22 protein-coding genes are annotated in these 21,611 nt (G+C 61.9%); 15 read left to right on the top strand and 7 right to left on the bottom strand.

The annotated features are described in order from the left end of the window. The first annotated feature begins 3 nt into the window (after positions 1–3). Together AC0L3E_RS18380 and fae are read left to right on the top strand one after the other, a co-directional pair. Positions 4–864, top strand: a complete 861-nt coding sequence (locus AC0L3E_RS18380) for a triphosphoribosyl-dephospho-CoA synthase (RefSeq protein ID WP_473605301.1) — start codon at positions 4–6, stop codon at positions 862–864. Positions 865–1,013: 149 nt separating this feature from the next. Further along, entirely contained in the window at positions 1,014–1,520 is a 507-nt protein-coding gene (fae, locus tag AC0L3E_RS18375) for a formaldehyde-activating enzyme (RefSeq protein WP_013532036.1), read from the top strand. A gap of 137 nt (positions 1,521–1,657) precedes the next feature. Here fae and AC0L3E_RS18370 read toward each other — a convergent pair whose 3' ends face one another. Beyond that, positions 1,658–2,452, bottom strand: coding sequence for a HisA/HisF-related TIM barrel protein (locus tag AC0L3E_RS18370; protein WP_473605300.1), 795 nt, complete (start codon positions 2,450–2,452; stop codon positions 1,658–1,660). On the opposite strand from AC0L3E_RS18370, the gene AC0L3E_RS18365 reads away from it, so the two are divergent. Next, the gene (locus tag AC0L3E_RS18365; protein ID WP_352583849.1) at positions 2,402–3,439 is read left to right on the top strand and encodes a hydantoinase/oxoprolinase family protein; all 1,038 of its coding nucleotides are present in this window, start codon (positions 2,402–2,404) and stop codon (positions 3,437–3,439) included. The two genes, AC0L3E_RS18370 and AC0L3E_RS18365, sit on opposite strands and share 51 nt — an antisense overlap. Before the next feature lie 19 nt (positions 3,440–3,458). Here AC0L3E_RS18365 and AC0L3E_RS18360 read toward each other — a convergent pair whose 3' ends face one another. Genes AC0L3E_RS18360 through AC0L3E_RS18345 form a run of 4 tightly spaced genes read right to left on the bottom strand, consistent with a single transcriptional unit; the run spans position 3,459 to position 7,825 of the window. Further along, positions 3,459–4,049, bottom strand: coding sequence for a DUF447 domain-containing protein (locus AC0L3E_RS18360; RefSeq protein ID WP_127268113.1), 591 nt, complete (start codon positions 4,047–4,049; stop codon positions 3,459–3,461). A gap of 4 nt (positions 4,050–4,053) precedes the next feature. Continuing rightward, entirely contained in the window at positions 4,054–5,448 is a 1,395-nt protein-coding gene (locus AC0L3E_RS18355) for a DUF6513 domain-containing protein (RefSeq protein WP_473605299.1), read from the bottom strand. Continuing rightward, entirely contained in the window at positions 5,441–5,992 is a 552-nt protein-coding gene (locus AC0L3E_RS18350; protein ID WP_127268111.1) for a flavoprotein, read from the bottom strand. The genes AC0L3E_RS18355 and AC0L3E_RS18350 overlap by 8 nt, the downstream gene beginning before the upstream one ends. 3 nt (positions 5,993–5,995) lie before the next feature. Next, positions 5,996–7,825, bottom strand: coding sequence for a (5-formylfuran-3-yl)methyl phosphate synthase (locus AC0L3E_RS18345; protein WP_473605298.1), 1,830 nt, complete (start codon positions 7,823–7,825; stop codon positions 5,996–5,998). 250 nt (positions 7,826–8,075) lie between these two features. Here AC0L3E_RS18345 and AC0L3E_RS18340 point away from each other — a divergent pair, with 250 nt between their 5' ends. From AC0L3E_RS18340 to AC0L3E_RS18315, 6 genes are read left to right on the top strand one after another with little or no spacing between them, the layout of a single operon-like run. Beyond that, positions 8,076–9,305, top strand: a complete 1,230-nt coding sequence (locus tag AC0L3E_RS18340; RefSeq protein WP_127268108.1) for an ABC transporter substrate-binding protein — start codon at positions 8,076–8,078, stop codon at positions 9,303–9,305. A 21-nt stretch (positions 9,306–9,326) separates the two neighbouring features. Next, on the top strand, positions 9,327–10,298 hold the full coding sequence (locus AC0L3E_RS18335) for a YVTN family beta-propeller repeat protein (RefSeq protein ID WP_127268107.1): 972 nt from the start codon (positions 9,327–9,329) through the stop codon (positions 10,296–10,298). Between the two features lie 29 nt (positions 10,299–10,327). Beyond that, entirely contained in the window at positions 10,328–10,771 is a 444-nt protein-coding gene (locus tag AC0L3E_RS18330) for a hypothetical protein (RefSeq protein WP_127269840.1), read from the top strand. A 56-nt stretch (positions 10,772–10,827) separates the two neighbouring features. Beyond that, on the top strand, positions 10,828–11,616 hold the full coding sequence (locus AC0L3E_RS18325; protein ID WP_127269842.1) for an ATP-binding cassette domain-containing protein: 789 nt from the start codon (positions 10,828–10,830) through the stop codon (positions 11,614–11,616). A gap of 35 nt (positions 11,617–11,651) precedes the next feature. Next, a complete protein-coding gene (locus AC0L3E_RS18320; protein WP_050580490.1) occupies positions 11,652–12,488 on the top strand; it encodes an ABC transporter permease in 837 nt (278 codons plus the stop codon). A gap of 53 nt (positions 12,489–12,541) precedes the next feature. Beyond that, positions 12,542–13,117, top strand: a complete 576-nt coding sequence (locus AC0L3E_RS18315; RefSeq protein WP_245469955.1) for a hypothetical protein — start codon at positions 12,542–12,544, stop codon at positions 13,115–13,117. A 16-nt stretch (positions 13,118–13,133) separates the two neighbouring features. On the opposite strand, the gene AC0L3E_RS18310 is transcribed toward AC0L3E_RS18315, so the two are convergent. Both AC0L3E_RS18310 and AC0L3E_RS18305 read right to left on the bottom strand, forming a co-directional pair. Further along, positions 13,134–13,334 (bottom strand): hypothetical protein, encoded by a 201-nt coding sequence (locus AC0L3E_RS18310; RefSeq protein ID WP_127269848.1) that lies wholly within the window; start codon positions 13,332–13,334, stop codon positions 13,134–13,136. A gap of 198 nt (positions 13,335–13,532) precedes the next feature. Next, positions 13,533–14,471, bottom strand: coding sequence for a LysR family transcriptional regulator (locus tag AC0L3E_RS18305; RefSeq protein WP_128308897.1), 939 nt, complete (start codon positions 14,469–14,471; stop codon positions 13,533–13,535). Positions 14,472–14,595: 124 nt separating this feature from the next. Here AC0L3E_RS18305 and AC0L3E_RS18300 point away from each other — a divergent pair, with 124 nt between their 5' ends. Genes AC0L3E_RS18300 through AC0L3E_RS18275 form a run of 6 tightly spaced genes read left to right on the top strand, consistent with a single transcriptional unit; the run spans position 14,596 to position 21,605 of the window. Continuing rightward, positions 14,596–15,642: a class 1 fructose-bisphosphatase gene (locus tag AC0L3E_RS18300; RefSeq protein WP_023810405.1), complete on the top strand. Its 1,047-nt coding sequence runs from the start codon at positions 14,596–14,598 to the stop codon at positions 15,640–15,642. 8 nt (positions 15,643–15,650) lie between these two features. After that, a complete protein-coding gene (locus tag AC0L3E_RS18295; protein ID WP_027036917.1) occupies positions 15,651–16,523 on the top strand; it encodes a phosphoribulokinase in 873 nt (290 codons plus the stop codon). A 10-nt stretch (positions 16,524–16,533) separates the two neighbouring features. Beyond that, on the top strand, positions 16,534–18,546 hold the full coding sequence (gene tkt / locus AC0L3E_RS18290) for a transketolase (RefSeq protein WP_473605297.1): 2,013 nt from the start codon (positions 16,534–16,536) through the stop codon (positions 18,544–18,546). An 11-nt stretch (positions 18,547–18,557) separates the two neighbouring features. Then, entirely contained in the window at positions 18,558–19,637 is a 1,080-nt protein-coding gene (fba, locus tag AC0L3E_RS18285) for a class II fructose-bisphosphate aldolase (protein WP_127267899.1), read from the top strand. Positions 19,638–19,658: 21 nt separating this feature from the next. Beyond that, positions 19,659–21,152 (top strand): ribulose-bisphosphate carboxylase large subunit, encoded by a 1,494-nt coding sequence (locus AC0L3E_RS18280; RefSeq protein WP_013532056.1) that lies wholly within the window; start codon positions 19,659–19,661, stop codon positions 21,150–21,152. Between the two features lie 18 nt (positions 21,153–21,170). Continuing rightward, positions 21,171–21,605, top strand: a complete 435-nt coding sequence (locus AC0L3E_RS18275) for a ribulose bisphosphate carboxylase small subunit (protein WP_013532057.1) — start codon at positions 21,171–21,173, stop codon at positions 21,603–21,605. Positions 21,606–21,611 lie beyond the last annotated feature (6 nt).

The following is a 21,611-nucleotide window of genomic DNA, read 5'->3' as shown; positions in this document are numbered from 1 at the left end:
AGGATGGCGCTTTCGCGTGAACGCCTCCGGGCCAGCTACAAGGATGCCTGCAGGATGGAGATCGAAGCCCTCAAACCGGGCAACGTCCATCTGTTCGCCGACGGACACGGAATGTCCGCCGCCCAGTTCATGATGAGTGCGGAGGTTTCTTCCGGGCCGCTGACCGATCCTCGTCTGCCGGTCGGACAGCGTATGCTGGAGGGGGTGCGCGCGACCCGGCTGGCGGTCGCAACCAATACCAATCTCGGAATCATCCTTCTGGCAGGGCCACTGATATGCGCCGCCGAAATGGGCGGTGACAGACTGCAGGACAATCTCGACTTGCTGCTTCGGGCTTTGAGCGTGCAGGATACCAAGGCGGTATTCGAGGCGATCGTCACGGCCGCGCCAGGCGGTCTGGGAGAAGCCGGCAACGATGTGCGGCAGGAGCCGAAGGTCCATTTGCTGGACGCGATGCGGGAGGCCGCCGACCGCGACATGATCGCCCGCCAGTACGGCAGCTGTTTCGGCGACGTGTTCGGGGTCGGGCTCGCCGCGCTGGATGGAGCGTTGGCACGTGGAGAAACCGGCATGTGGCCGACGGTATTCGTCTACATGGCGTTTCTCGCCGGCTTCCCCGACAGCCATGTGATGCGCAAGCATGGCGTTGACGTCGCAAATCAGGCGCGGCAGGAAGCCGTTGCCGTCCAGGCGGCGCTCCATGCCGAGGGCGACGAACCGTCGCGCATTCGCCTGCTCATGGAATTCGACCGTCGGTTAAAGACCGACAACATCAATCCCGGCACCTCGGCCGACCTCACCGTGGCTACTCTTTTAGTCCACACCCTCGCCCTCACCTTGCATAATCGCGGCGTTGGTGCTTGACTTCCAAAAGCGGAAGCTGTGCTTCCGCGGCTATCTAGCCAACCGGTCCGGGCAAATCCGGACGCTGCCAACAAGGATAGCTGTCCATCGAGCGCCTGCTCGGTTGCAGCGTCCGTGGACATCATAATTGTGTCTTGGAGGAAATTGGCATGGCAAAAATATCAAAGGTTATGGTCGGTGAATCGCTGGTGGGAGACGGCAACGAAGTCGCGCATGTCGACCTGCTCATCGGCCCGCGGGGGAGCGCGGTCGAAACGGCATTCTGCAACGCGCTTACCAACAACAAGGATGGCTTTACTTCGCTTTTGGCGGTGATCGCGCCTAATCTTCAATGCAAACCCAACACCGTGATGTTCAACAAGGTCACGATCAAGGGCGCCAAGCAGGCGGTCCAGATGTTCGGCCCGGCGCAGCACGCCGTGGCAAAGGCCGTGCAGGACAGCGTTGCGGACGGGACCATTCCGGCCAACGAAGCGGACGACGTGTTCATCTGCGTCGGGGTGTTCATCCATTGGGACGCGGCGGACGACGCCAAGATCCAGAAATACAATTACGAGGCGACAAAGGAAGCTATCCAGCGCGCCGTTGCAGGAACCCCGACCGCCGCCGAAGCAACGGCCCAGCGCGACAAGGTCAAGCATCCGTTCGCAGCCTAGACAAGAGACAGCCCCGCACAGGAAAAACCCTCTTCTGAGACGGATGGTCTGTTGCGCCGGCTGAAAAAAGTTCTGGGCTTTTGAAACGTCACCTCCCGAAGGGCGCACGTCCTTCGGGAGGTGACGAGCAACGATGATCAGGCGCCGAGTGACGCGAGGCGGCCGGGTGTGAGCGTAGCGTTGTGCAATGAGGTTGCTACCAGCGCCGCGGCGACACCCATTGCGGACAAGGCGCTGATGTCGGCCTCATCTCGGACGCCGCCGGCCGCGATGACGGCGCGATTTCCGGCCTTGGCCTTGACCTCCTGCAACCGCCCGAAGTCAGGACCGGCGGCCGCACCGACCTTGGCCAGCGTCATGACAATCACCTTTTGCGGCCAAAGCTCGGGCTCATCGAGAAGAGAACGCGGTCCGCAAAAACTATCGCCGACGAAATCAAGGGACAGGATGAGATCGGGATGATCGCAAAAACGCCGCAGCAACATGTCGTCCCGCTGCGATTCAGAGCCCAGAACAGGAGACAGCGAGCGTTCGGCAAGCGCCGCCAAAAGTGTCTTTTCGTCGGCCACGCCGGCATCGACCCAAAGTTCCGGCGGCTCCGCCATCGTCCTCAGCCGGGCGAGTGCGTCGCTGTTTGGCGCTCCGCCTTCGATAGCGTCCAGATCTGCGATGTAGAAGGTCGAAAAAGGATAAAGCCCACGCAGTCCTTCAGCGACCGCGACGACATCGGGGCTTCGGCTGAGAGGCGTAACGATCGGCCTGTAGCGATCGCGTTTTCCCTGCTGGGCGCGAACCACCACGCCGTCTTTCAGGTCGAGAACCGGAATGATACGCAACGCTTTTCTCACCGACCGATTGCCCCCGTCATGAAAGCTTGAAGCGTGGAAAAAAGAAAGGGCATCATTGCCGGTTTCGACATTGGCGGCGCGCATCTGAAGGTGACCCGCGCACAAGACGGTCGCATCGTCGAGGCGGTAACGATCGCCACGCCGCTTTGGCAAGGCCTGCACAAGCTGGCTTCAGCCCTCGACGAAACGGCTCCGATCTACGCGGGTGCGGATCTCAACGCATTCACCATGACAGGCGAACTGTCGGACATCTTTCCGTCCCGCGATGTCGGCGTAGCGGCTCTGCTGGGTCAGATTTCCACCCATTTCCCCACAGACAAAAAGCTGGTCTATGCCGGACCATCCGGTTTCGTCGGGGTCGAGCAGGCAGCGCAGTTAGGCGCCGATGTGGCTTCTGCCAATTGGCACGCGACAGCCTTGTTGGTGGCAAAACTCGCCGGCGATGCCCTGTTCGTCGACATGGGCTCCACCACCACCGATATCATTGCCATCAAGAACGGCGCCGTGGCCAATGACGGCTACACCGATGCCGGACGGCTTCTAACCGGCGAATTGGTCTATACCGGCTTTACCAGGACATTCCTGTTCGGCGTAGCCTCGTCGGCTCCCGTCCATGGCAGGCTAACGCCGCTGATGAACGAGTATTTCGCCTCGATCGCCGACGCGCACCGCATCCTGGGCGTGCTCGACGAGGACGACGACAGGCACCCTCCCGCCGACGGCAAGGAAAAGACCGTGGACGGCTCGATCGCGCGGCTGGCGCGCATGGTGGGGCGCGACGCCACTGACCTGACCCCGCCGGAATGGGGTGAAGTCGCGCGCTGGTTCAGCGAGCAGCAACTGCGCAAAGTGCACGATGCAGCGTCTCTGGTTGCCGGGACCTTGCCGCGGGATGTCCCGATCGTCGGGGCCGGAATCGGTCGCTGGCAGATCAGGCGACTGGCCGAACGCATGGAACGCAGCTACGTCGATTTCGCCGACATCATCCCCGCCGATGACACCGTTCGCGGGCAAGCGAGCAGCGCGGCCCCCGCGTCCGCGGTAGCGCTTTTGGCGGGATATCCGTTGTAAGCAGGGTGCGGCGCTCGGCCTAACCCCGCGCGTCCTCGCTACCGGAACCTTTGGCGGTCAAGTGATCGCTGACACGCTGCATCAGCCAGCCCCAGGCCTCCTTTTCGCCCTCGCCTGCGGTCTTTTCGATGGCAATCGAAAGGTAGGCGATTTCCGCCTCGATCTTATCGCGCGGCAGCATGCCGAGCCGGCTGACCAGGATGGCCAGCTCAAGCACTGCCGCCTTGGCTCGGTTGAGGCCGGTGAACGGCGCGAGCGCTTCCTCCCGCACCACGCGGCAGAAATGGCGGGGGCGCACGCCATTGTCATCGACCGCCTGGACTTCGAGACCCGAATACGCCAGCGCCGCCTCGAGCCTCGGCACCGGAAACCCGTCAACCGGAACGGTTGGCCAATGCTTGCGGCCTGTCAGGCAGCCGGCAAAGACACGCACGTCGTCGGTATAATTGGCGATGGCGAACGGCACTTCGGCGAGATTGTCGAGCGTGACCGACGGCCGGAAGGGCGCAATCACCCAGCCGTCATTCTCGGCGATAATGCCGATCGGCGCGATGTGGACGTTGCCTGCCTTGTTGACCGTCGTGATGATCGATTCGCGAATGTAGGGCATGGTCCTAGCGCTCTTTCCTTGCGCGGAGCGTCTGGCCCGGCTCGGCAAGACGGGTACGGTCGGTTTCGGGAGCCGGCGCGGCAACGCCCCATGCGAGCGGTTCGTCCTGCACATAACGCTTGCCGAGGCGCCACGCGATCTCCGCTTTCATCAGTTCCGCGCCGAGATAAAAAGCGTGTGCGCCATCGGCGTTGACGTCCAGCCCGGCAAAAAGTTCGAACGCATCCGTGGCAACCGCATGCCCTTTGCTATTGAAAACATGGATGCCGTCCTCCGCTACCGCGATCCGGAAGTTGGCATCGCGCACCTGGGCCGCCAATGCCTCGATATCGTCGGTTGAGGCTGTGAAAGGCTTGCGATCGTGGACCTGCAACAGGCCTGGGTGATAGCCGCGCGGCAACGCGCCGTCCGTGCAAGCAGCCAACATGACGCGGCGGGCGATATCGTGCTCCTCGATCGTCCGCACCGTGTGTGGGCTGACATGGACCGCCAGCACGTTTCGGATCCGGAGTTCCGAGCAGAGTCCCGCTAGAACGGCCGTAACACCGGAACTGTCCGCGTCGGTCAATTCGGTGAGATTGCCGGTACCCATCAGCAATTCGACGTCCGGCCAGCGGCGCCGCGCCTCGATGAAGCGCCCGAGTGAAACGGCGAAGCCGAAATGGATCGGGTCGAGCACGGGATCGGCAATGAAGGCAACGCCGGCCTTTTGCGCGGCTTCGATGGCCCGGCCGAGCGAATCCAGATCGCCGGGCGTGGACGGTATCAACACTGCCGTAGCCCTATGGTCGAAGATCAACGGCAGCGTGTTCTCATCGAGGCTGAGAAGATAGTCCGCGCCGGCGCGTGCCCCGATCGTCAGTTCGTCCACGCTGGCCGAATCGACGCTGACCATAAATCCGCGTGCCTTGAGCGCTCGCACAGCCTCCGGCAGCAATGGAAACGGCGTCTCCGGCAGGCAGCCCAGATCGATGACATCGGCGCCGGCCGCGGCCAACATCGAGGCCCTCGCCATCAGCGCCTCGACCGACAGCATCGGCGCATCGACGATCTCGGCGAAGATGCGCATATCGTGACGCGTCAGATCCGGCGGTTTGCCCGCCCGGCCAAGGAAGGCCGGCAGGTCAGCGATCTCGTCGGGGCCGCGCACAAAGGGCACGCCGAAATGCTCCGACAGGTGCTCGATGTTGCCCCGATAGCGTCCGGGCAGGACGACGCGGTCGACGTCTCCTGTCAGAGTGAGCCGACGCTTCACAATGTCCTCGCTCATCAGCGCGGCGACCTTGACGCCGACGTCGACGATTTCCCACGCGAATGCGGTTCTGCCCAGCCCAGCCAGCAGCCGTTCCAGCCGCGCCTTGGCCAGATGGCCGGTAAGAAAAACCAGCCGCTCAGCCATCGCTTGCGAGTTCGGCCCGGCGCCGTGTGAGCGAGGCTTCGAGATCAGCGAGCGATTCGACCACTTGGGTCCGCTCGAAACTCTTCAACTGCTTGGTATTTTCCAGGTCGATCCTGCGCGGATAGACCTTGACCAGCCCGTGCGGTGCCTGGGTCTCGAGTTCCGGCGCGGTGTCGCAAGCAAAGACGATAGCTGGCACACGGCACTTTCCCGCTTGGGCAAAGACATTGGTGGCGAGCGTGTCGGAAATGCCATGCACGCATTTGGCGACCGTGTTGGACGTGGCCGGCGCCACCACGACCGTGTGATAGACACCGTGGTAGAATTCGCCGACAGGGATCGCACTCGCGGTCTTGTCGTGCAGCACGCGCGTCGTCTCCGGGAAATCAAGTTTAAGCTTGTACATGCGCAACACTTCGTTGGCAGCCTTCGACACGAAGACATCGCAATGTTCGAGTTGGCGAACAAGTGCGAAGCTCTCCGTAAAAAAATGCCCGGAACCCGTCAAAACCCATGCCCAGCGCGGCACATGCAGCTTCACCATCGGCTATCCCGCCTTCTTTGCCGACGACCCTGTTGAAGCCACGATCCTGGTACCGGGCAGCTTGCCCAACGCGAGCATCGCGCCGGCCCCGGCAGCATCCTTCGGACCGGCGAGATGGAAATCGACGCCGTCGGGCAGCATGGCGGCAAAGCCGGGGTCGACAATGCCTCGGGTCCTCAGGCTGTCAGCGGTATCGCCAACGAAGAATGCACCGGTCTGCTTGATAAGCAACAACGCGTTTGCGCCAAGCTTGCCGGCAAGCCAGGCGGCCAGAGAATCGGAGGTAATGTCCCACGAGGCCGGAACATCCAGCGCCGGCAGTGCCAGTGACGACGGCAGCCACACCGGAACCTTGCCCGCCTCCAACGCTCGCCCGATCTCGTCCAGCGACCGTGCCGGCGTCAGTCTTTCGTCCCGGTCGAGGATGACATGGCCGAACTGCTCCATGGCCAGGATCGCCATGGCATGCGCGGCGGCGTCGGAAAAATCCATGCGTGTCTGCGTCTCGCGCACATGGTCGGCAAAGAGGCCGCCGCCGGGCACGATGACGATCGGCAGCCTGGAACCCGCCAGCGCTGCGATCCAGCTCTTCATCTCCGCCGCATGGGCCGTGCTGCCGCCAAGCTTGACGATGGCCCGTCGGAGCATTTCGGGGCGTTCCTGGCGCGGCCGGAAAACAACGCTCCGGTCTTTTCGGCCGGCAGTGCCGGAGGCAGCGCCGCGTCCCGCCGATTGGCGCTTGCGTTCGATCTCGACGCCGACGCCGCCAGGGCCGAGCTCGAGCTTCTCCACCCTTACCGTGACACGCACGACACGCTGGTTCTCCAGGACGTGCGCTGCCACCTGCTCGGCCAAAGCCTCGCTGAGCTGGATATGTCCCCGCGCGACGATGGTGCGAATGCCGTCCATGATGATGTCATAAGAGAACACATGGCGCATGTCCTCGGGATGGTCGGTGATTTGCAGCACGTCGGCGGCCACATCAAAGCGCACTTTTTGAGTATGGCCATGCTCGAAGCTGTAGGCACCGATCTGGACCGGCAGAACAAAATCCCGCACAAAAATCCTGTCCGTGCCCAATGTCGGGTCGGTGTCCGGCGAATAGCCTCTCGCCGCCAACAGGCGATAGTCGATACTCGATTGACCGCCGGTCCCGGATTCCGCCGGGATCAACTCTCGAATCTGCGAGACCGCCTCGGCGCTGATCGAACTCGTGCGACCGGAATGGCCACACAGCGCCCCCCGAAAGCCGAGAAAATCGGGAGCGAAAGGCAATAGGCGCGGAATATCCGGAGCTTCCAGCGATCCACTCAGGCCGACCATCAGACCGAGCGATTTCGTTCGGTCGACGAATCCCGGAATACGCTCCGGCGGCAGATGATCGAGCAGCCGGCCCTTCCCCTTTTGCGCGGTATCGACCATCACGCCATGGAAGCGATGCCTGGCGAATATCGGCAGAAGCTCGAAGTCCGGCGCCAGATCGGCAAACAGCACGGCAATCAGCTTCGTTCGTGCGGCGAGCGGTTCGAGCGCCTGTGCGCAGGCAGAGATATTCGCCGAAGGAAAAAATCCGATCTTCACATAGTCGACGCCGGTCGCCGCGATCTCTTCGGCCTTGATGCGGATCGTTTCGGGTTCCATCGGCAGGTCGCCGCAGACCGCGCTGACCGGAGCCCGACCAGCGATGAACGAAATCGTTCGGCGCATGGTTTCCGTGGACACCGCGCCCAGAGCTCCCGCCTTCGGGTCCTTCAGGTCGACGATGTCGACACCTCCAGAAAGAGCGATCTCCGCCTCTTCGATGCCGGTGACGCTTGCCAGCATTCTGGTCATTTGAACAGTTTCTCCAGTTTGGAGGACAAGACGTTTTTATAGAGGCAGTCGATCCCCCTGCGCCACGTCTCGCCGGTGTTGCCATGCGAATCGACGCTGGCGACCTTCCGCACCGTTCTGGCAGGCGCGAAAAGTCTTCCGATAGGGTTTGATAAATTTTGCGGGTCGGCTAAGTTGATCATGGGCACCTTGACTTGGCGCGGGTCCGGCAACCGTCGAACCTTTGCGCAAGAATGGGTAATTACTATCGATGACGAGCGCGGTGCCAGGCACTCTCGCTGCCTTTTTGTGCTTTTTTTCCCTGACCGTCAACGTTTCCGACGCGACAGGCCAGGAAACGGTGGCGAAGCCGGAAAAAAAGACAACCGAAATCAAGATAGGCTATTTGCGGGCCTACGCACCGCAATTGACGCTTTCCATGCTCGACCTGCCGCCACGTGACGAAGGTGTCGCCGGCGCCGAGGTTGCGATCGGCGACAACAATACGACCGGAAAGTTCACCAACCAGAAATTCAGCCTCGACGTGACCGAGATCAAGCCCGACGGCGACGCGGTTCAGGCATTCGAAGGCATGATCGCCAAGGGCGACCGCTATGTGGTCGCCGATCTTTCAGCCAAACAATTGCTGTCGATCGCCGACATCGCCCGCGACAAAGGCGTGCTGATCTTCAACGTCGGCGCCACCGACGACAGCCTTCGCGAGGAGGACTGCCGCGTCAACGTTTTCCATGTCGCGCCGACGCGCAGCATGCTGGCCGATGCGCTGGCGCAGTATCTCATGGTGAAGAAGTGGCCGAATTGGGTGCTGCTGTATGGATCGCATGAGCAGGATCGTCTCTACGCCGATGCGTTGCGCCGCGCGGCAACCCGCTTCGGCGGCCAGATCGTCGCCGAGAAGGAATTCAAGGATACCGGCACAGCCAGGCGCACCGACACCGGCGCCACGCAGATACAGCAGCAGATTTCCGTGTTCACGCAAGATCTCCCGGAGCATGACGTGGTGCTTGTCGCGGACGAAAGCGAGGTTTTCGGGACCTACGTGCCCTATCGCACCTGGACGCCGCGGCTGGTCGCCGGCACGGCCGGTCTGGTTGCATCGTCATGGCATCCCGCCAGCGAACAATGGGGCGGCATCCAGATGCAGAGCCGCTTCTTGAAGACGGCGAGCCGGCGGATGCTTTCAAAGGACATGTCGGCCTGGACGGCGGTGCGTGCCGTCGGCGAGGCCACCACGCGCACCAAGGGCGACGATGCGAAAAAGATCAGCGACTACATGCGCTCGGACGACTTTTCGGTTGCTGCTTTCAAGGGGCAGAAGCTGACCTTCCGCAAATGGAACCTCCAGCTTCGCCAGCCGATCTTGCTTGGCGATACCAAGTCCGTCGTCTCGACATCGCCACAAGAGGGCTATCTTCACCAGGTCTCCGAACTCGACACGCTCGGTGTCGATCAGCCGGAAACGAAATGCGCTCTCAAGTAGAGTCAATCGGGAGGAATTTGCGTGCAGAAACGAGCTTGCGCATTCGCCATTCTAGCGGCCGGCCTGACGGCCAGTCCGGCATCGGCCTATACGGCCTACGTTTCCAACGAGAAGGACAACACGATGACCGTCGTCGACACGGCGACGATGCAGGTGGTGAAGACAGTTGAAGTCGGCCAGAGACCTCGCGGCATCACCATCTCGCATGACGGCAAGTTCGTCTACCTATGCGCCAGCGATGACGATACGGTCCAGATCATCGATACCGCGACGCTTGAAATCGTCGGTACGCTGCCATCCGGCCCCGATCCCGAATTGTTCGTGCTCTCGCCGGACGGCAAGACGCTTTATGTCGCCAATGAGGACGATAATCTCGTCACCGCCATCGACGTCGAAAGCAAGCAGGTCCTGGCCGAGATTCCGGTCGGCGTGGAACCGGAAGGCATGGGTGTCAGCCCCGATGGCAAGACCATGGTCAACACCTCGGAAACCACCAGCATGGCGCATTTCATCGACACCAGCACGCATGAGGTGACCGACAACGTGCTGGTCGACACGCGCCCGCGCTTCGCCGACTTCAAGCCCGACGGCTCGCAGGTCTGGGTCAGCGCCGAGGTCGGTGGCACTGTCAGCGTCATCGACAACGCCAAACGCGAAGTGGTGAAGAAGATTCAGTTCGCGATTCAGGGACTGCGGGCCGAAACCATCCAGCCGGTAGGCATCGCCATCACCGCCGATGGTAAGAAAGCCTATGTCGCGCTCGGCCCGGCGAACCATGTCGCGGTGATCAATACCGACACCTACGAGGTGGAGAAATACATCCTCGTCGGCCAGCGTGTCTGGCATCTGGCCTTCACGCCCGACCAGAAAACGCTGATCACCACGAATGGCAATTCCAACGATATCACCTTCATCGACACGGCCACCGACGAGCCGGTCCAATCGCTCACCGTGGGCCAGCAGCCCTGGGGTGTGGTCATTTCGCCCAAATAGCAGACATTGATCATCGGGAGGCTCAAGACATGAAACTTTTCCGCAGGTTTTTCTTCGCCGCGCTCGCCGGATTCGTCCTTGCTCCGACCGGAGCAAGCGCCGACGACGCAACACCAAAACCGTCGCGTGCCAGCAAGAACCTGCCGGAACTGATTATCGGTTCGGCCGATTCCACTTACGCCGTCAATCAGAAGGATTTCGAGCTGATCGCCGGCCAGGGCTATCGCTGGAAGATCACCTCCAAGGGCGGTTTCGAATACAAGTTCGTCACCGACCTCTTCCGCAATGTCTGGATGGACCAGATCGTCATCAACGATTTGGAAGTGCATATGGACGGCGGACCAGCCTGGTTGGAATTCGACGACGCGGGAACGATCCAGGTGCAGTTCCATACCGTTCGCCCGGGCGAATATACCTGGTCGGTTCCCGACCTTGCCGACAAGGGACTGAAGGGCAAGATTACGATCAAGTGAGACAAAAGGCGATCAAGGCGCCAGATAGCCAACGCGTCCTGAAGGAGCGGCCCGGCATGCAGCATATGAGGACAAGCGGTCCGGGAGAAGAGGTGGCGGCGCTCGATGTCGGTGCCGTCAGCCATTCCTATGGCCAGAAGCGGGCGCTCAACGACGTCTCCTTCTCGATCGCGCCGGCGACTTTCACCGTTCTGCTCGGCCTCAACGGGGCCGGCAAGACAACGCTGTTCTCACTGATAAGCCACCTCTACGACACGCGTCACGGATCGATCCGCATCTTCGGCCATGACATTCGCCGCGCATCCGGCGAAGCACTCAGACGCGTCGGCATCGTGTTCCAGGCACGCACGCTCGACCTCGACCTCAGCGTCTACCAGAATCTCTCATACCACGCCTCGCTGCATGGCATTGGCGGACGCGACGCTCGCCAGCGCATTGCCGCGCTGCTTGAAACGGTCGACATGCAGGGCCGCCAGCATGACAAGGCACGCAGCCTCTCCGGCGGTCAGATGCGGCGCATCGAAATCGCCCGGGCGCTGTTGCACCGCCCTTCCCTGCTCCTGCTTGACGAGGCGACCGTAGGCCTCGACATTGAGTCTCGCGCGGGCATCCTCGCCACCATCCGCAAGCTCGTCCAAGCCGAGGGCATCGGCGTGCTCTGGGCCACGCATCTGATCGACGAAGTCGAAGACGCCGACCATGTCGTCATACTGCGGCGGGGTGATCTGGTCGCGAGCGGCAAGGTGTCGGATGTGATCCGTGCGAACGGTGGAAGTTCGATTCGCGAAACCTTTTCGAAGCTCAGCCGCGTCGATGCGGCGGGCATGGCGGAGACGTCGCCATGAGCGCTCCTGCGATGCCTGGAAAGCTCGCCGGCATCATGCCAGTGCGGTCTGAGCCATTCGGCCTGCGCCACTATCTCATTTGCCTGAAAGGCGTCGTCCTGCGCGAGTGCCTGCGCTTCCTGCACCAGCGCGAACGCTTCATTTCCTCGCTGGTCCGGCCGCTCGTCTGGCTGTTCATCTTCGCCGCCGGCTTTCGCCAGGTGCTCGGCGTGTCGATCATCCCACCCTACAAGACCTATGTGCTCTACGAGGTCTATATCACGCCGGGCCTTTGCGGCATGATCCTGCTGTTTTCCGGCATGCAGTCTTCGCTGTCGATGGTCTACGACCGCGAGATGGGCAATATGCGCATCCTGCTGGTCAGCCCGTTTCCGCGCTGGTTCCTGCTGGTGTCGAAGATGCTCGCCGGCGTGGCCGTATCGATCGTGCAGGTCTACGCGTTCCTGATCGTTGCCTGGTTGTGGGGCGTCAAAGCGCCGCCACTCGGCTACCTCTATGTGCTGCCGGCGCTGTTCCTGTCGGGCATGATGCTTTGCGCTCTCGGCATGCTCTTGTCTTCGCTGATCAAGCAGCTCGAAAACTTCGCCGGCATCATGAACTTCGTCATCTTTCCCGGCTATTTCGCGTCTCCGGCGCTGTATCCCTTGTGGCGCATCCAGGAGGCGAGCCCGCTGCTCTACAAAATCTGCCTCTGCAACCCGTTCACCTATGCCGTCGAACTGATCCGCTTTGCTTTCTACGGGCAGATCGAGTGGCTGTCGCTGGGCGTCGTGGCCGGCTGCACGCTGCTGTTTCTGGGCGGCGCCATCATCGCATACGACCCTTCGCGCGGTTTGGTGATCCGCAAGCAGGACATGGGAGGAAACGCCTGATGGCGCGAATGAGACTTGTTCACACTCTCGTTGTGGTCGCCACGCTTGGCTCGATGGGAGGCACCGGCGCGGCAAACACCGATCCCGACTGGCCCTGCATACAGCGTAAGGTGCCACGGCTCTCGCTTGGCCAGATCTGGAATGGGCCGGAGCTTCCTGCGACCGCGAAAGATTGGGCGAAGGATGCCCGTGTGTCGGCGCTTGTCGAGGCGGTGGCGGCCCGGCGGACGCCGATTGCCGAAGCCCAAAAAGAGATCAAGGATTTCGCGACTTCCCTGCCGCCCGAGCAGGTCGCACCAAAAATGACGATGCTGGTGCAAGGAATGTTCGACCATATGGACGCCGAGCGCTCGCACGTGATCTCCGGCATCTCCCGCTATGCGCACAAACAGCTCGAAATGGCGGCACAGTTGCGCAAGGAAGCATCCGAAGTCGACGCGCTGCGCGCCAAGGCCGATGCGGATCCGGACGAAGTCGAACGGCGAACCGACCAGCTGAATTTCGCGACGCGAATTTTCACCGAACGGGTCCAGTCGCTGACTTATGTCTGCGATGTGCCCACGATAATCGAGCAGCGGCTTTACCAGTTGTCGAAGACCGTCTCGGAAACGCTCGTCGTGAACAAATAGAGCTTGGCTGCCTGTCTCATGACTCCCTGCCAGGCAGCACACGCCAACGCTGCACGAAATAACCGGGATGTGTTTCGATCCACCGAGCCACCAGCGGCTGCGCCTGCATGAAGGCAGTCCCGGGATTCATCGCCAGACCGTCCACCATTTGTTCGCGTTGTTCGCAGGTCCGCGGTATATCCGTCAGGCAGACCATCATAACGAGTGTGTAAAGCATTACCCCTTTTCCCCATCGAATTCCCGAACCCTACCCGGGAGATTTCCGAACAGTCTGCAGGGGTTGCACATACAGATCGCTTACGGGTGTGAAAGGACGTGCCCCCCGCTCTTTCGCACTGCAACATAACACATCGCTTATATAACACCAACGATCGCGGGCGTTCTCCACCGGACTTTCCGTCGCGTTCGTGCAATGTCATCCCGCCTTGTCTGGATACAGCTTTCCGAAAAGGGGCAGGTACATCGCGCCCTTGCGCATCAGGAAATCGTTGAACGTGGCCATGGCCGGCGAGATTGCGTGATCGGTTCGCATCACTGAGAACCATTGCCGGCGGATCGGCATGCCGACAACGTCGAGGATGACAAGCCGGCCTGCTTCGGTTTCCGCAGCGATGGTGTGGGCAGAGATGAAGGCGATGCCCAGGCCGGCCATCACCGCCTGCTTGATCGTTTCGTTCGACGCCATCTCGACACCGAGATCGTCGATGCGGCCAGGCACGTCGCTCAGGAATATTTCCAGCGAGATGCGGGTTCCGGAGCCGGGCTCGCGAATAAGGAAATGCTCCTCCGCGATCCGCTCCTTGGAGATATCTCGCGCCGCGACCAACGGATGGTCGGGCGGCGCGATGATGACCAGCGGGTGATCGCCGAAGACCGAAGCACGCACCGGAACCTCTTTCGCCGGGCGCCCCATCAGCGCGATGTCGATGTCGTGGTTCCTGAGGTTGTCGATCGTCTGGGCGCGGTTGCCGATGGCAAGCCGCATGTCGATGTCGGGATGGTCCTTCATGAACGCGGCCATCAGCCGCGGCGCGAAATATTTGGCGGTGGAAACGACGCCGAGCCTCAAGCTGCCGGTGCGTACGCCCTTGATGGCATCCATCTTGTCTTCGAGCAAACCGAGATGCTCCTCGATAACCTGCGCTGTCTCGACGAAAGCCCGACCTGCGGCAGTGGGACGCATGCCGTCCGACGTTCGGTCGAACAGAGCCAGCTGGAATTCTTCCTCCACTTGCCGCAACTGGATTGTCAGCGCTGGAGGAGACAGACCTAACATCTTGGCCGCGCTGACAATTTTGCCGCACCTGGTGATTGCCTGGACGGTCTTGAAATGCTTGAGCGTGAGGTTCCTCATGCCGCATACTAAATTATTTTTACTGGCTAAGTAAAGTTATTGAATTTTACTTATCTCGCGACGTTTGTTTCCATTCCTCCAGTCCAGCCGCTCCGAGGAGATGCGGCCGGACCGGGAGGTTACGATGCCAGCGGCAACGCTCGACGCTTTTCTGAACTCCTATCTCGGCCAGCCTGACGAATTCCGCTCGGCAGTTGTGACGACCGTCCGTCAGTTGACACAGGCCGCCATCAAGGTCCGCAACACCATCAACCAAGGGGTGCTCGGCGCCGCCTTTGCCGAAACCCGTGGCGCCAATGCCGACGGCGACGTCCAGAAGGATCTCGACGTCTTCTCCGACGACATCTTCCTCGACGCCATGCGCCGGGCGCCTGTCGCGCTTTACGCCTCCGAGGAACTGGAGCAGCCGGTCCTGCTCGACAGGCAAGCGCCACTAGCCATCGCGATCGACCCGCTCGACGGCTCTTCCAACATCGACACCAACGTCTCGATCGGAACGATCTTCTCGCTCCTGACCGCAACTGGCGCGCCGGACGCTGATCCGGCCGCCTCTTTCTTGCAGGCGGGCGTGAACCAGCTAGGCGCCGGTTTCTTCATCTATGGGCCGCAGCTGGCACTCGTCCTGTCGCTCGGCAGCGGCACGCATGTCTTCGTCTTCTCGACAAGGCTCGGCACCTTCGTCCAGGCCTATGAAAGCCGGATCATTCCGCAACGCACTCAGGAATTCGCCATCAACGCCGCCAACTACCGGCACTGGGACGAGGCCGTGCGGCTCTATGTCGACGACTGCCTGGAGGGCACCGAAGGACCGCGCGAGAAGGATTTCAACATGCGCTGGATCGCCTCTCTGGTTGCCGACTGTTACCGCATATTGATGCGCGGCGGCGTTTTTCTCTACCCCGGCGATCGGCGCAAGGGCTATGGTCAGGGACGGCTGCGCCTCGTCTACGAGGCCAACCCGATCGCCTATCTCATAGAACAGGCTGGTGGTGCCGCCACCGATGCGATCAACCGCATCCTGGAAATCGAACCCGAGAGCCTGCATCAGCGCGTGCCGATGATCTTCGGGTCGGCGCGGGAAGTCGCGCGCATCACCCGCTACCACACAGAGCCGAGCAACATCGGTGAGCGTGCGCCGCTGTTCAGCCGCCGCGGCCTGTTCAGAGCCTGAGCAGCACCATGTCAGCCAAGCACCCCATCATCACCATCACCGGGTCGTCGGGCGCCGGCACGACCTCGGTCAAGCGCATCTTCGATCTGATTTTCCGGCGCGAGAACATCGAGGCCGCTTTCATCGAAGGCGACGCCTTCCACCGCTACGATCGCGCGGCGATGAAGGCAAAGGTGGCCGAGGAGGAAAAGGCCGGCAACCCGAACTTCACCCATTTCAATGCAGCGGCCAACGAACTCGGAATTCTCGAAGAGGTGTTCGCGGAATATGGCCGCCGCGGAACCGGCAAGACCCGCACCTACATTCATGATGAGGAAGAGGAAAAGCAGCACGGCACGCCACCGGGAACCTTCACCGAATGGCGCGAGTTCGCTCCCAGCGACCTGCTCTTCTACGAGGGGCTGCACGGCTGTGTCGTCACCGACACGATTAATCTAGCCAAGCATGCGGATCTCAAGATCGGGGTCGTGCCGGTCATCAATCTCGAATGGATCCAGAAGATCCATCGCGACCGTTCGACACGCGGCTATTCCACCGAGGCGGTGATGGACGTGATCCTGCGCCGGATGCCCGACTATGTCCGCTACATCGTCCCGCAATTCTCGCAGACCGCCATCAACTTCCAGCGCGTGCCGATCGTCGACACGTCCAACCCGTTCATCGCGCGCTGGATCCCGACGCCCGACGAATCGATGCTGGTTATCCGCTTCGCCAATCCGCGCGGCATCGATTTTCCGTATCTGCTGTCGATGATCCACGACTCGTTCATGTCGCGGCCAAATTCCATCGTGGTGCCAGGCAACAAGCTCGATCTTGCCATGCAGCTGATCCTGACGCCGCTCATCCTGCAATTGATTGAACGCAAGAGCCGTGTGTCGTGAGGAGGATGCAATGACCAGCCAAACAGCACTGAAGCCCGTCACCACAACCGCTCCCGTCTCGGAGCGCGACATGGCGAACGCCATTCGAGCGCTGGCGATGGACAGCGTCCAAAAGGCGAATTCGGGTCACCCTGGCATGCCGATGGGCATGGCCGACGTCGCAACGGTGCTGTTCAACCGCTTCATCGATATCGATCCGTCGAGGCCGGACTGGCCCGACCGTGATCGTTTCGTGCTTTCAGCCGGCCACGGCTCGATGCTGCAATACGCGCTGCATCATCTGCTCGGCTATGAAGACATGCAGATCGAGGAATTGCAGCGATTTCGGCAGTTGGGCAGCCGCACCGCCGGACATCCGGAATACGGCCATGCGCTTGGCGTGGAGACCACCACCGGACCGCTCGGACAGGGCATTTCCACGGCGGTCGGCATGGCGCTGGCGGAACGTATGCTTGCCGCCCGCCACGGTGCCGATCTGGTCGATCATCATACCTATGTCATTGCGGGCGACGGCTGCCTTCAGGAGGGAATCAGTCACGAGGCGATAGACCTCGCTGGTCACCTGAAGCTTTCCCGCCTGATCGTCTTCTGGGACGACAATGCGATTTCCATTGACGGGCCGACCTCCCTCTCCACGTCGATGGACCAGCCGGCGCGCTTCAAGGCCGCCGGCTGGGATGTCCAAAGTGTCGCCGGGCACGACACGGAGGCAGTCGCCGCGGCAATCGAGGCGGCGCGGCGGTCGGATCGGCCATCGCTGATTGCCTGCCGCACAGTGATCGGCATGGGTGCCCCCAATCTCGGCGGTTCGGAGAAGACACACGGCGCACCGCTGGGTGAAGCAGAGATCGCCGCGACACGCGAAAACATAGGCTGGGCGCACGCGCCGTTCGATGTGCCGGATGATATCCTTTTCGCCTGGCGCGAGATTGCCGGTCGCGGCGAAGCAATGCGGCGCGCCTGGGAGCAGCGGCTTGCCGCCTCGCCGCGGCGCGAGGTTTTTGAAAGCGCCGTCGCCGCCGAACTGCCTGATACGGTCTTCGAAGCGCTCGACGCCTTTCGTCGCGAACATGTCGAGAAGGCAACCAAGGTGGCGACGCGAAAAGCCTCCGAAATGGCGCTGGAGGCCATCAACGGCGCAACGGAGTTGACCGTCGGCGGCTCGGCCGATCTGACGCATTCGAATCTGACGATCACCAAGGGCATGAACCGCATTGCACCGGGTGCCTATGCCGGCCGCTATATTCACTACGGCATTCGTGAGCACGGCATGGCGGCCGCCATGAACGGCATCGCGCTGCATGGCGGTTTCGTGCCCTATGGCGGTACGTTCCTGTGCTTCGCCGATTATGCGCGCGGCGCGATGCGGCTCTCGGCGCTCATGGGCCAGCGCGTCATCTATGTGATGACACACGATTCCATCGGCCTCGGCGAGGACGGCCCGACGCACCAGCCGGTCGAGCACCTTGCGATGCTGCGTGCCACGCCTAATCTCAACGTCTTCCGCCCGGCGGATGTCATCGAAACGGCGGAGTGCTGGGAACTCGCGCTAAAGAGCAAGGATCGGCCGAGCGTCCTGGTGCTGTCGCGCCAGAACCTGCCGATGCTGCGTCGGTCGCACAGCGACGAGAACCGCTCCTGCCAGGGCGCTTACATCCTGCGGGAGCCGGCAAGGCACCGCGCCGTCACCCTGATCGCCACCGGCTCGGAGGTCGAGATCGCGGTTGCTGCCGCCGAAAGGCTGGAGACCGAGCATGGCGTCGCCGCCGCCGTCGTGTCGATGCCGTGCTGGGAGCTTTTCGAGGAGCAGGAAAGCGCCACCCGCAAGGCCGTCCTCGGCTCGGCGCCGCGCGTCGCGGTCGAAGCGGCAGCCCGGCTGGGTTGGGACCGCTGGATCGGCGAGACCGGTGCTTTCGTCGGCATGACCGGCTTCGGCGCCAGCGCCCCTGCCCCCGACCTCTACCGGCATTTCAACATAACGTCCGAAGCGGTTGCTGCAGCGGCGCTGAAGCTCATCATCTAGGAGGATTCACAATGGCTCGCATCACCCTTCGCCAGCTTCTCGACCATGCCGCCGAGCACGGCTACGGCGTACCGGCATTCAACATCAACAACATGGAACAGGGCCTCGCCATCATGGAAGCGGCCAAGGCCTGCGACGCGCCTGTCATCATCCAGGCTTCGCGTGGCGCCCGATCCTATGCCAACGACATCATGCTGGCCAAGATGATGGAGGCGCTGACCGAAATCCACCCGACCATCCCGCTATGCATCCATCAAGACCACGGCAACAGCGAGGCCACCTGCCTTTCCGCGATCCGCCACGGCTTCACCTCGGTGATGATGGACGGATCCTTGATGGCGGACGCCAAGACGCCGGCCAGCTACGACTACAACGTCGCCATAACCGAACGCGTCGCACGCATGGCGCATTGGGTCGGCGCTTCCGTCGAAGGCGAACTGGGTGTGCTCGGCTCGCTGGAAACCGGTCAAAGCGAGGCAGAGGATGGCCACGGCGCCGAAGGCGCGCTTTCCCACGACCAGTTGTTGACCGATCCCGATCAGGCGGTCGACTTTGTGACCGCAACCCAGGTCGACGCGCTGGCGATCGCCTGCGGCACCTCGCACGGCGCCTACAAATTCACCCGCAAGCCGGACGGCGACATCCTGGCCATGCAGGTGATCGAGGCGATCCACGAGAAGCTGCCCAACACGCATCTGGTCATGCACGGCTCGTCCTCGGTGCCGCAGGAGTTGCAGGACATCATCAACAGATACGGCGGCGAGATGCCCCAGACCTTTGGCGTTCCGGTCGAGGAGATAGAGCGCGGCATCCGCTACGGCGTGCGCAAGGTCAACATCGACACCGATTGCCGCATGGCCATGGCCGGGCAGTTCCGCCGCGTCGCGACGGAAGACCCGCGCGAGTTCGATCCCCGTAAATTCCTGAAACCCGCCATGGACGCCTTGCGCGACCTTTGCCGGGACCGGTTCGAGCGTTTCGGCACGGCGTCCAACGCCTCGAAGATCAAGGTCATCGCCATGGACGAGATGGCGAAACGTTACGCCGCGGGAAAGCTCGATCCCCATATCGCCACCGCGAAAGCCGCCTGAGCAACAAACAGGAGACCTGTCATGAACAAGATCGACATACTGCCAGCGGGAACGCTCAAGGAAGGCAAGGAACGCTACAAGTCAGGGGTCATCCCCTACAAGAAGATGGGCTACTGGGAGCCTGACTACAGGCCCAAGGAAACCGATCTGATCGCCATGTTCCGGATCACGCCGCAGCCGGGCGTCGACCACGAGGAGGCGGCGGCGGCCATCGCCGGCGAATCCTCCACCGCGACGTGGACCGTGGTGTGGACCGACCGGCTGACCGCTTGCGAACTCTACCGCGCCAAGGCTTTCAGATCCGAGCCGGTGCCGAACACCGGTCCCGGAACCAAAACCGAACAACAGTACTTCGCCTACATCGCCTACGACCTCGACCTGTTCGAGCCGGGCTCGATCGCCAATCTGACCGCATCGATCATCGGCAATGTGTTCGGCTTCAAGGCAGTCAAGGCGCTGCGGCTGGAAGACATGCGTATCCCGGTGGCGTACCTCAAAACCTTCCAGGGGCCGGCGACCGGTATCGTGGTGGAGCGTGAGCGGCTCGACAAGTTCGGCCGGCCGCTGCTCGGCGCGACGACGAAGCCGAAGCTCGGCCTGTCGGGACGCAATTACGGGCGCGTCGTTTACGAAGCGCTGAAGGGCGGCCTCGACTTCGTCAAGGACGACGAGAACATTAACTCGCAGCCCTTCATGCACTGGCGCGACCGCTTCCTCTACTGCATGGAGGCCGTGAACAAGGCGTCGGCCGCCACCGGCGAGGTCAAAGGACATTATCTCAACGTCACCGCCGGCACGATGGAGGAGATGTACGAGCGCGCCGAATTCGCCAAGCAGCTTGGCTCCTGCATCGTCATGATCGACCTCGTCATCGGCTACACGGCGATCCAGTCGATGGCCAAGTGGGCGCGCCGCAACGACATGATCCTGCACCTGCACCGTGCCGGCAACTCGACCTATTCGCGCCAGAAGAACCACGGCATGAATTTCCGCGTCATCTGCAAATGGATGCGCATGGCCGGCGTCGACCACATCCATGCCGGCACGGTGGTCGGCAAGCTGGAAGGCGACCCGCTCATGATCAAGGGATTTTATGACACGCTGCGCGAGGAGCGCACGCCGCAGAACCTCGAAACCGGGCTGTTCTTCGATCAGGAATGGGCCTCGCTCAACAAGGTGATGCCCGTCGCCTCGGGCGGCATCCATGCCGGCCAGATGCACCAGTTGATCCACTATCTCGGCGAGGACGTCATCCTGCAGTTCGGCGGCGGCACGATCGGCCATCCGGACGGCATCCAGGCTGGCGCGACAGCCAATCGCGTCGCCTTGGAAGCGATGATCCTGGCCCGCAACGAGGGGCGCGATTATTTGCGCGAAGGGACCAAGATCCTCGAACAGGCGGCCAGATGGTGCACGCCGCTGAAGGCTGCCCTGGAGACCTGGAAGGACGTCACCTTCAACTACGAATCGACCGACACGGCCGACTTCGTGCCAACCGCAACGCCCAGCTTCTAGACGAAAGGAACCGTCGTCATGATGACCAATCCGGGAAACAAGGTCACGCAGGGACAGTTCTCGTTCCTGCCCGACCTGACCGATGAGCAGATTTCGGCGCAGATCAAATACGCGCTGAAGAACCATTGGGCGGTCAGCGTCGAGTACACGGACGATCCGCATCCGCGAAATACCTATTGGGAAATGTACGGCAACCCGATGTTCGACTTGAAAGATCCGGCGGGCATACTGCTCGAGGTCAACGCTTGCCGGAAAGCCTGTCCGAACATGTATGTGCGGGTAACCGCCTTCGATTCGACCAAGGGCTGGGAAGCCCCGCGCATGTCGTTCATTGTCAACCGGCCGCCCAGCGAACCCGGGTTCCGGCTGCTGCGCCAGGAGCGCGACGGCCGCAGCCAGGGTTATTCGATCGTGCCTTATGCGACCGACAGGCCCGAGGGCGAGCGGAGCTAGCCGAAC

Source organism: Mesorhizobium sp. WSM4822 (genome assembly GCF_055811155.1).
Note: the sequence above shows the minus strand (reverse complement) of the source record. Positions and strands in the feature narration are given on the sequence as shown.